This window comes from Pseudomonas sp. RL, from assembly GCF_000647775.1.
Taxonomy (GTDB): domain Bacteria; phylum Pseudomonadota; class Gammaproteobacteria; order Pseudomonadales; family Pseudomonadaceae; genus Serpens; species Serpens flexibilis.
Map to the genome: position 1 here is coordinate 108,920 of NZ_JBOY01000001.1, position 9,844 is coordinate 118,763.

Annotated in this window: 10 protein-coding genes and 1 pseudogene; 3 read left to right on the plus strand and 8 right to left on the minus strand. The window is 65.6% G+C overall.

The features are described from left to right. Positions 1–136 precede the first annotated feature (136 nt). Complete coding sequence (locus AS93_RS0100540; RefSeq protein ID WP_027588754.1) at positions 137–2,314, minus strand: malate synthase G; 2,178 nt, start codon at positions 2,312–2,314, stop codon at positions 137–139. 169 nt (positions 2,315–2,483) lie between these two features. Between AS93_RS0100540 and AS93_RS0100545 the strand changes: the two genes are divergently transcribed. Further along, positions 2,484–3,017, plus strand: coding sequence for an ACT domain-containing protein (locus AS93_RS0100545; protein WP_027588755.1), 534 nt, complete (start codon positions 2,484–2,486; stop codon positions 3,015–3,017). A 16-nt stretch (positions 3,018–3,033) separates the two neighbouring features. On the opposite strand, the gene rarD is transcribed toward AS93_RS0100545, so the two are convergent. Genes rarD through AS93_RS0100570 form a run of 5 tightly spaced genes read right to left on the minus strand, consistent with a single transcriptional unit; the run spans position 3,034 to position 6,602 of the window. Beyond that, positions 3,034–3,918 (minus strand): EamA family transporter RarD, encoded by an 885-nt coding sequence (gene rarD, locus AS93_RS0100550; protein ID WP_027588756.1) that lies wholly within the window; start codon positions 3,916–3,918, stop codon positions 3,034–3,036. A gap of 47 nt (positions 3,919–3,965) precedes the next feature. Further along, positions 3,966–4,253 (minus strand): I78 family peptidase inhibitor, encoded by a 288-nt coding sequence (locus AS93_RS0100555; protein ID WP_027588757.1) that lies wholly within the window; start codon positions 4,251–4,253, stop codon positions 3,966–3,968. Positions 4,254–4,290: 37 nt separating this feature from the next. Beyond that, a complete protein-coding gene (locus AS93_RS0100560; protein WP_037008244.1) occupies positions 4,291–4,506 on the minus strand; it encodes a hypothetical protein in 216 nt (71 codons plus the stop codon). Positions 4,507–4,511: 5 nt separating this feature from the next. After that, a complete protein-coding gene (locus AS93_RS0100565) occupies positions 4,512–5,177 on the minus strand; it encodes a fumarylacetoacetate hydrolase family protein (RefSeq protein ID WP_027588759.1) in 666 nt (221 codons plus the stop codon). Between the two features lie 33 nt (positions 5,178–5,210). Continuing rightward, positions 5,211–6,602 (minus strand): FAD-binding oxidoreductase, encoded by a 1,392-nt coding sequence (locus tag AS93_RS0100570; RefSeq protein ID WP_027588760.1) that lies wholly within the window; start codon positions 6,600–6,602, stop codon positions 5,211–5,213. A 201-nt stretch (positions 6,603–6,803) separates the two neighbouring features. On the opposite strand from AS93_RS0100570, the gene serA reads away from it, so the two are divergent. Next, positions 6,804–8,033 (plus strand): phosphoglycerate dehydrogenase, encoded by a 1,230-nt coding sequence (serA, locus tag AS93_RS0100575; RefSeq protein ID WP_027588761.1) that lies wholly within the window; start codon positions 6,804–6,806, stop codon positions 8,031–8,033. Positions 8,034–8,185: 152 nt separating this feature from the next. Here serA and AS93_RS0100580 read toward each other — a convergent pair whose 3' ends face one another. Both AS93_RS0100580 and AS93_RS0100585 read right to left on the minus strand, forming a co-directional pair. Continuing rightward, a complete protein-coding gene (locus AS93_RS0100580) occupies positions 8,186–8,677 on the minus strand; it encodes a DUF523 domain-containing protein (protein ID WP_027588762.1) in 492 nt (163 codons plus the stop codon). A gap of 5 nt (positions 8,678–8,682) precedes the next feature. Next, positions 8,683–9,270 carry a 2OG-Fe(II) oxygenase gene (locus AS93_RS0100585; protein ID WP_234702716.1) on the minus strand — a complete coding sequence of 196 codons (588 nt, stop codon included), beginning with the start codon at positions 9,268–9,270 and terminating at the stop codon, positions 8,683–8,685. 136 nt (positions 9,271–9,406) lie between these two features. Between AS93_RS0100585 and AS93_RS0100590 the strand changes: the two are divergent. Beyond that, a pseudogene (locus AS93_RS0100590) lies at positions 9,407–9,844 on the plus strand (DUF2059 domain-containing protein); the annotation flags it as partial.

Here is a 9,844-nt window from a genome sequence, read left to right on the forward strand (position 1 = left end):
ATGACATTATACGTCGCTTTATGACTAAAAGCTAAGTGCGCGTCAGGTGTGTCGGCCCGGATCACCCGATCTTCAACGTCGACAGGCATAAAAAAACCGCCCCGGGGGGGGGCGGTTTTTTCACAGCGTTTGCGGGTTACAGACCGTTCCGGGCCTTGTACTCGCGACGGCGGCGGTGCAGCACCGGCTCGGTGTAGCCGTTGGGCTGCTTGGTGCCTTCGAGGATCAGCTCCAGCGACGCCTGGAAGGCGACGTTGTCGTCGAAGTTCGGCGCCATCGGCTTGTAGGCGGCGTCGCCGGCGTTCTGGCGGTCCACCACCACGGCCATGCGCTTCATGCTTTCGATGACCTGCTCCTTGCTGATCACGCCGTGGCGCAGCCAGTTGGCCAGCAGCTGGCTGGAGATGCGCAGGGTGGCGCGGTCTTCCATCAGGCCGATGTCATTGATATCCGGCACCTTGGAGCAACCCACGCCCTGATCGATCCAGCGCACCACGTAGCCGAGGATGCCCTGTACGTTGTTGTCGATCTCGTTCTGCTTCTCTTCCGCGGTCCAGTTGGTGTTCTCGGCCAGCGGAATGGTCAGGATGTCGTCCACCGAAGCGAACTGACGCTTGGCCAGTTCCTGCTGACGGGCGAACACGTCGACCTTGTGGTAATGCAGCGCGTGCAGCGAAGCGGCGGTCGGCGACGGTACCCAGGCGGTGTTGGCGCCAGCCATCGGGTGGCCGATTTTCTGTTCCAGCATGGCGGCCATCAGGTCGGGCATCGCCCACATGCCCTTGCCGATCTGCGCGCGACCGGACAGGCCGCAGTTCAGGCCGTGGTCGACGTTCCAGTTCTCGTAGGCGGCGATCCACTTCTGCGCCTTCATGGCGGCCTTGCGCACCATGGCGCCGGCTTCCATGGAGGTGTGGATCTCGTCACCGGTGCGGTCGAGGAAGCCGGTGTTGATGAAAACCACGCGCTCGCTGGCGGCCTGGATGCAGGCCTTGAGGTTGACGGTGGTGCGGCGCTCCTCGTCCATGATGCCGACCTTCAGGGTGTTGCGCTTGAGGCCCAGCACGTCTTCGACGCGGTTGAACAGCTCGTTGGCGAAGGCGACTTCTTCCGGGCCGTGCATCTTCGGCTTGACGATGTACACCGAGCCGGTGCGGGTGTTCTTGCGGCTGGTGTTGCCGTTCAGGTTGTGGATGGCGATCAGGCTGGTGATCAGGCCGTCCATGATGCCTTCCGGTACTTCGAAGCCATCCTTGTCGATGATCGCGTCGTTGGTCATCAGGTGACCGACGTTGCGGATGAACAGCATGGAGCGGCCGTGCAGGCTCAGTTCGCCGCCCTTGGCGGCGGTGTAGCTGCGGTCCGGGTTCATGGTGCGGGTGAAGGTCTTGCCGTCCTTGCTGACCGACTCGGCCAGGTCGCCCTTCATCAGGCCCAGCCAGTTCTTGTAGGCGATGACCTTGTCATCGGCGTCCACGGCGGCCACGGAGTCTTCGCAGTCCATGATGGTGGTCAGCGCCGCTTCCATCAGGATGTCCTTCACGCCGGCCGCGTCGGTCTGGCCGATCGGGCTGTTGCGGTCGATCTGGATTTCGAAGTGCAGGCCATTGTTCTTCAGCAGCACGGCCTTCGGTGCGGCGGCTTCACCCTGGAAGCCCACGAACTTGGCGGCGTCCTTCAGGCCGGTAGTGCTGCCGTCCTTCAGGGACACCTGCAGCTGACCGCCGACGATGCTGTAGCCGCTGGCGTCGACGTGCGAGCCGGTGGCCAGCGGTGCGGCTTCGTCCAGGAAGGCGCGGGCGAAGGCGATGACCTTGTCGCCGCGAACCTTGTTGTAGCCCTTGCCCTTCTCGGCGCCGCCTTCCTCGCTGATGGCGTCGGTGCCATAGAGCGCGTCGTACAGCGAGCCCCAGCGGGCGTTGGCGGCGTTCAGGGCGAAGCGCGCGTTCATGATCGGCACCACCAGCTGCGGGCCGGCCATGGTGGCGATTTCTTCGTCGACGTTGGTGGTGGTCACCTTGAAGTCGGCGGGTTCGGGCAAGAGATAACCGATTTCCTGCAGGAACGCCTTGTAGGCGACCGCGTCGTGGGCCTGACCCTTGCGCGCCTGATGCCAGGCATCGATCTGGGCCTGCAGCGCGTCGCGCTTGGCCAGCAGCGCGCGGTTCTTCGGCGCCAGGTCATGGATGACGCTCGCAGCGCCGGCCCAGAAGGCATCGGCGCTGACGCCGGTGCCGGGAATGGCTTCGTTGTTCACGAAGTCGAACAGGACTTTGGCGACCTGCAAGCCACCGATTTGAACGCGCTCAGTCATCACTTGCCTCACTTGAATCTCTGCGATTTAACCCGGACGCGGGAGTAGTTTCGTTCTTGTAGTCCGAGCCGCGGGATACTACATGAAGCATTCGGGAATTGCAGCGCTGCCTTCGTCGAGTCCGGGAGTGATCTATACCTAGGTTCTTGGATGTCGGGAGGAGCCCTGCATGGAACATCTGGTACTGACGGTCATCGCGCGTGATCAGACCGGACTGGTTGAGCGCATCGCCACCTGCGTCGGCGAACATGGCGGCAACTGGCTGGAAAGCCGCATGGCGCGCATGGCGGGACAATTTGCCGGCATCCTGCGCGTGGCGGTGCCGGCCGACTCACAGGACGAGCTGCTGGACGCGCTGGAGGCGCTGGCGCTGCAGGATATCCACGTGCAGGGCGCGCCGGCCGGGGCGGAGCCGGTGTGCAACTGGCGCCCCATGCGCCTGGAGCTGGTGGGTGATGATCGGCCGGGCCTGCTGCGCGAGGTGACCCGGGTGCTCGGCGAACAGGGCGTGAATATCGAGGTGCTGGATACCGCCGTCAGCGAGGCGCCCATGGGCAGCGAAACGCTGTTCCGCGCCCAGGCCCTGCTGGCGGTGCCGCTGCCGGTGGCCCCGGATGCGCTGCAGCACAGCCTGGAGCGCTTGGCCGACGACCTGATGGTGGAGCTGCGCATCGAGGCGCAGCAGGTCGAGCCGTCCGTGTAGCCGGAGCGGCCGTCGACTACCGGCGCCGCAGCGTCAGCCAAGCGTCCAGGCTGTAGATCGCCAGCGCGACCCAGATACAGATGAACGACAGCAAGCGGGCCGAATCCAGCGGCTCGCCGAACAGCAGCACGGCCTGCAGCAACACCAGCGTCGGCGCCAGATACTGGAGGAAGCCCAGCGTTGCATAGGGTAGGTGGCGCGCCGCTGCGTTGAAGCACACCAGTGGAATCAGCGTGATCGGACCCGCGGCGGCCAGCAGCCAGAGCTGGCTACTGCTCCAGAATGCCGCTTGAGCACTCATGGCCGCCGGATGCCAGGCCAGCCACAGCAGTGCCACGGGCAACAGCAGCCAGGTCTCCACCACCAGGCCGGGCAGCGCCGCCACGGGAGCCTGCTTGCGGATCAGCCCATAGAACCCGAAGGTCAGCGCCAGAGCCAGCGAAACCCAGGGCACGCTGCCGAGCAGCCAGATCTGCTGGAGCACACCCAGCGCGGCCAGCCCGACCGCCAGCCATTGCAGACGGCGTAGCCGTTCGCGCAGCACGACCAGGGCGAGCAGCACGTTGACCAGGGGATTGATGTAGTAGCCCAGGCTGGCTTCGAGCATGCGCGCGTTAATCACCGCCCAGACGTAGATCAGCCAGTTGGCGGCAATCAGCAGGCCGCACAGGGCCAGCACCGCCAGGCGTTGCGGATGGGCGCGCAGCTCGGCCCACCAGCCGGGGTGCTTCCACACCATCAGCAGGGCGGCACCGAACAACGCTGACCAGAGCACCCGGTGCACGATGATCTCGCTGGCCGGAATGGCTTCGAGCAGCTTGAAGTAGAGCGGGAACAGGCCCCAGATGACATAGGCGGCCAGGCCCAGCAGGTAGCCGCGCCTCAGATCGGTGGAAGACATGGAGGTTCCGCAGGCCGCGCTGTCGTAGGCGGCCGTAGAAAAGGGATTCAGCCGCAGGAGATCAGCTTGATCCTGCCTTGTTCATCGGTGTATAGCGTCAGGCGCTGGGCATCGTACTCCAGGGTCACCACCATGCCTGGCGCCACCACCCGCACCCGTTCGGCGTTGGCCTGCTGGCGGGCTTTCTCCAGTGTGGCCTCGTCCGGCATCCTGCCAACCAGGTGCGCCAGGCGGGTGGCGTTACAGGCCTGTGCGCCAGGGCGCTCGGCCGGCTGGGATGCACACCCTGCCAGCAGGGCCAGCAGCGTTGCGGTCAGCAAAAGGCGTGATTGCATGGAGCTCTCCTGAAAGTGTCCTGAGCACAGACCTGCATCAGGCGTGCTCGTCATCACCGCCGGTCAGACGAGCCAGCGCGCGGCGCACCATGTTGGCGTAGGGTGGCGGGCTCAGCCGGTAGAGCTCGCTCGCCACCCAGGTCAACCAGCGCGCACCGAGCACCTCGCGTTGCGCGAACAGGCGCAGGGCGTCGGCCTCGGCACGGTCCTGGTGGGCCTGGTGGAAGTCGGCACGCGACTCAGTCTGGCACACGGGCTTCAGAGTACCCGGCTGGTGAACCGCGACAGTCCCGGCAGCTCCAGAACCATCTCGTCGCCCACCTGCAGGGGGCCCACTCCCACCGGCGTGCCGGTGAGGATCACGTCGCCCGGCAACAGGCTGAAGTGACCGGCCATGTGGCGGATCAGCGGCAGGATGGGATTGAGCATCTCGGCGCTGCTGCCGTCCTGGCGCACTTCGCCGTTGAGGCTCAGGCGAATGCGCAGGTCGGTCAGATCGGCCACCGCGTCGGCCGCCACGAACGGCGCCAGGACACAGGCGCCGTCGAACGATTTGGCGATCTCCCAGGGCAGGCCCTTCTCCTTGAGCTTGCTCTGCACGTCGCGCAGGGTCAGATCCAGCGCCGGGGCAAAGCCGGAGATGGCGTCCAGCACTTCCTCGTCACCGGGGTTGGGCGACAGCGGCTTGCCGATCAGCACGGCGATTTCCGCCTCGTAGTGCACGGCGCCACGGTTGCGTGGGATCTTGAAGCCGCCTTCCAGCGGCACGGCGCAGCTGCCCGGCTTGATGAACAGCAGCGGTTCGCTGGGCACCGGGTTGTTCAGCTCGGCGGCGTGTTCGGCATAGTTGCGGCCCACGCACACCACCTTGCCCAGCGGGTAGTGGATGCGGGTACCGTCGACATACTGATGCTGGTAGCTCATGGGGCTCTCCTGAGCGGGTGTCTCTTGTTCTGGTCAGGCAAAGATCTTGCCGGGATTCATGATGCCGTTCGGGTCGAAGACCGCCTTCACCGCCTTCATGCAGGCGATCTCGGCCTCGGAGCGGCTGTAGCCCAGGTAGTCGCGCTTGGTCATGCCCACGCCGTGCTCGGCGGAGATCGAGCCGTTGTATTTGGCGACGGTCTCGAACACCCAGGTGTTCACCGTGGCGCACTTGGCGAAGAATTCGTCCTTGCCCATGTTGTCCGGCTTGAGGATGTTCAGGTGCAGGTTGCCGTCGCCGATGTGGCCGAACCAGACGACTTCGAAGTCCGGGTAGTTGGCCTCGACGATGGCGTCGATGTCCTTGAGGAACGCCGGCACCCTGGAGACGGTGACCGAGATGTCGTTCTTGTACGGCGTCCAGTGCGAGATGGTCTCGGAGATGTACTCGCGCAGCTTCCACAGGTTCTGCAACTGCTGCTCGGACTGGCTCATCACGCCGTCCAGCACCCAGCCCTGCTCCACGCAATGCTCGAAGATCGCCAGCGCGTCATTGGCTACCTCCTCGGTGCTGGCCTCGAACTCCAGCAGCGCGTAGAACGGGCACGGGGTGTCGAACGGTGCCGGCACGTCGCCGCGCGCCAGCACCTTGGCCAGCGCCTTGTCGGAGAAGAATTCGAAGGCGGTCAGGTCCAGCTTGCTCTGGAAGGCGTGCAGCACCGGCATGATGGCGTCGAAGTCCGGGGTGCCCAGCACCATCGCGGTGAGGTTCTTCGGCGCGCGCTCCAGGCGCATGGTGGCTTCCACCACGAAGCCCAGGGTGCCCTCTGCGCCGATGAACAGCTGGCGCAGGTCGTAACCGGTGGCGTTCTTGATCAGGTCACGGTTCAGCTCGAGGATGTCGCCGGCGCCGGTGACCACTTTCATGCCGGCCACCCAGTTGCGGGTCATGCCGTAGCGGATCACCTTGATGCCGCCGGCGTTGGTGCCGATGTTGCCGCCGATCTGGCTGGAGCCGGAGGAGGCGAAGTCCACCGGGTAGTACAGGCCTTTCTCTTCGGCGGCCAGCTGCAGCTGTTTGGTGACCACGCCGGCCTGGCAACGGGCGGTGCGGTCGAATTCGTTGATCTCGAGGATCTGGTTCATGTAGTCGAAGGACACGACCACTTCACCGTGGGCGGCCACCGCCGCGGCGGACAGGCCGGTACGCCCGCCGGACGGCACCAGGGCAACCTTGTGCTGGTTGGCCCAGCGCACGACGGCCTGCACCTGCTCGATGCTCTTGGGGAACACGATGGCGCTGGGCGCGGGTGCGAAATGCTTGGTCCAGTCCTTGCCGTAGGCTTCCAGCGAAGCGGCATCGGTGAGGACCTTGCCCGGTTCGACCAGGGCCTTCAGTTCTTCGATCAGGGCGGCGTGCAGCATGGCGGAACTCTCGAAACGTTCATGGTCACCCTGAGGACACTTCAGGACGCGACCGAGCATGGAAAAAGGAGATCATGCTAGCATACGCCCCCCGTTAATCGCGCGCTCCGGCCGATTTCGGGGTCGGCCGCGCGCCGGCCCGGCCAGCCACTCCCGCTGACCATCCCCCTGCCTATTTCATACGGGATCACAGGTACGCAGATGAGCAAGACCAGCCTCGACAAGAGCAAGATCAAGTTCCTTCTTCTGGAAGGTGTCCACCAGAACGCCGTGGACACCCTGAAGGCCGCCGGGTACACCAATATCGAGTACCACACCGGTTCGCTGCCGGAGGCGGAGCTCAAGGAAAAGATCGCCGATGCACACTTCATCGGCATCCGCTCGCGCACCCACCTGACCGAGGAAATCTTCGACTGCGCGAAGAAGCTGGTCGCGGTCGGTTGCTTCTGCATCGGTACCAACCAGGTCGACCTGAACGCCGCCCGCGAGCGTGGCATCGCGGTGTTCAACGCGCCCTATTCCAACACCCGTTCCGTCGCCGAGCTGGTGCTGGCCGAAGCCATCCTGCTGCTGCGTGGCATCCCCGAGAAGAACGCTGTGTGCCATCGCGGCGGCTGGATCAAGTCGGCGGCCAATTCCTTCGAAATCCGCGGCAAGAAGCTGGGTATCGTCGGCTACGGCTCGATCGGCACCCAGCTCTCGGTGCTGGCCGAAGCGCTGGGCATGCAGGTCTACTTCTACGACGTGGTCACCAAGCTGCCGCTGGGCAACGCGCAGCAGGTCGGCAGCCTGCACGAGCTGCTGGGCCTGGCCGACATCGTTTCCCTGCACGTTCCCGAGCTGCCGTCCACCCAGTGGATGATCGGCGAGAAGGAAATCCGCGCCATGAAGAAGGGCGCCATCCTGCTCAACGCCTCGCGCGGCACCGTGGTGGAAATCGAGCCGCTGGCCCAGGCCATCAAGGACGAGCACCTGATCGGCGCCGCCATCGACGTGTTCCCGGTCGAGCCGCGTTCCAACAACGAAGAGTTCATGAGCCCGCTGCGTGGCCTGGATCGCGTGATCCTGACCCCGCACATCGGCGGCTCCACCGCCGAGGCGCAGGCCAACATCGGCCTGGAAGTGGCCGAGAAGCTGGTGAAGTACAGCGACAACGGCACCTCGGTGTCCTCGGTGAACTTCCCGGAAGTGGCCCTGCCGTCGCACCCGGGCAAGCACCGCCTGCTGCACATCCACAAGAACATCCCGGGTGTGATGAGCGCCATCAACCGCGTGTTCGCGGAAAACGGCATCAACATCTCCGGCCAGTTCCTGCAGACCAACGAGTCGGTGGGCTACGTGGTGATCGATGTCGACGCCGCCTACTCCGACCTGGCCCTGCAGAAACTGCACGAAGTGGAAGGCACCATCCGCGCCCGCGTGCTGTTCTAAGCGCCGGCTTCGGGAGGTGAAAAAGGGAGGCTTCGGCCTCCCTTTTTCGTTGCGGTCTTTCCCTCTTTTTGGGGAGCGGACTTGTCCGCGAGCTTCGGTGTGGCCTGCACGAAAAGCTCGCGAATGAATTCGCTCCCACAGGGCGGTGGTCCCTACGTCTGCTCCAGATCGCGCAGCGCCTCGGCGGCGGCGTCCAGCTCGTTCTCGTTGAACACCTGCACGCCGGCCTGGCGCAGCGCGGCGGCAGTCACGCCTTCGCCGTCGATCAGCGTGCCGCTGAAGCTGCCGTCGTAGTTCTGCCGGTTGCCGCAGGACGGGCTGCGCGCCTTGAGGATGGCCAGGCGGATGTGTTGCTCGCGCACCAGGCGCAGCGCGGCCTCGGCGCCAGCGCGAAAGGCATCGCTGACGTCCAGCCCATGCACGGTGATGACCGGTGCACGGCCGGCCAGCACCTGGCGACCGGCGCCGCCGGGGATTTCCGCCGGCGGGCGGGGCGTGGGCAGGCCGCCGGCCGTTTCCGGGCACAACGAGACCAGCCGGCCTTCCGCCTGCCACTGGCGCAGGCGCTCGAACGGGCCATGGCTGCCGCCGTCGTAGCGCACGGGCTGACCGAGCAGGCAGGCGCTGACCAGGATGCGTTCCATGGCGTTCAGATCCGCCGGCGAATCCAGCCGGTCAGTGCCAGGCGCTGGCGGCGGGCGGGCAGGACCTCGTGCGGAATCCGGTCGGACATGAAGCAGACCAGCGTGCCGCCCTCCGGCAGGATGTCGCGCTCGCCCTCGGGCAGGTACATGCGCAGCTGCCCGCCGTCGGCCTCGCACCAGTCGGGGTCGTTCAGGTAGACCACCACCGTCACGGTGCGCCGGTCGTCATCGCGGAAGCGGTCCAGGTGGCGCTGATAGAAGCCGCCCGGCGCATAGACGGCGAAATGACTTTCCAGATCCTCCAGACCGAGGAACAGCTCGCGATTCAGGGTCAGGCGTAACGCATCGATGGCTGCCAGGTATTCGTCGCAGGCCGCCGACTGACCCGGCTCCAGCCAGAGGATCGAGTCGCTGCGGATGGACTCGTTGATCAGCTTGCCGTCGCCGCGACCGATTGCGGCGGGCAGCAGTTCGCCGGCCGCATGGCGGGCGCGGCACTCTGTGGCCAGTTGGAGGGTCAGAGAGTTCGCAAGGAAGTGGGGCTGCACTGACCAGCCACGCGCGACCAGATCATCGATGATATTCGCCAGCACGGGAGTCCCCAGGGGTGTCAGAGGCGCGCATTCTATGCCTGCGCGGGGGGGCGCTGAAAAGTACTTTTTGCGGCGCTCGACAGCCGTGATTTTCCTTCTGAAAATGCGCGCTTTCGCGCGTCTGCCTGGAGTTTTCATGCCCGCGTTCATCTGCCTGCTTCTTGCCCTCCTCAGCCTGCCGGTCGTGGCCGAGGCGGAGCCGCACGTGCGACTGTTCCAGGCCGCCGGGTGGCCGCAGCAGCGCGAGCATTTCCATGCCGCGCTGCGCCAGGCCCAGCAGCGCTATCGCGACACGTTGCCGGCCGGTGTCTTTCAGACGCTGGTGGCCAACAGCAACCAGCGTTTTCAGCCCCAGGGAATGGACGAGCGGGCGCTGGAGACGCTGCGCACGCGACTGACTGATCCCGCTCCGGCGCTGGGCTTCTTCGAGTCACCCCTGGGACGCAAGGTGGTGGCCGCCGAAGTTCAGGCCAGCAGTCCGGCCAGCCTGAACCGGGCACCGCAGGCGCTGCCGCTGAGCGAGCCGCGGCGTGCCACCCTGCGGCGCCTGGCGGATGCGCTGCCGGCGAGCGAG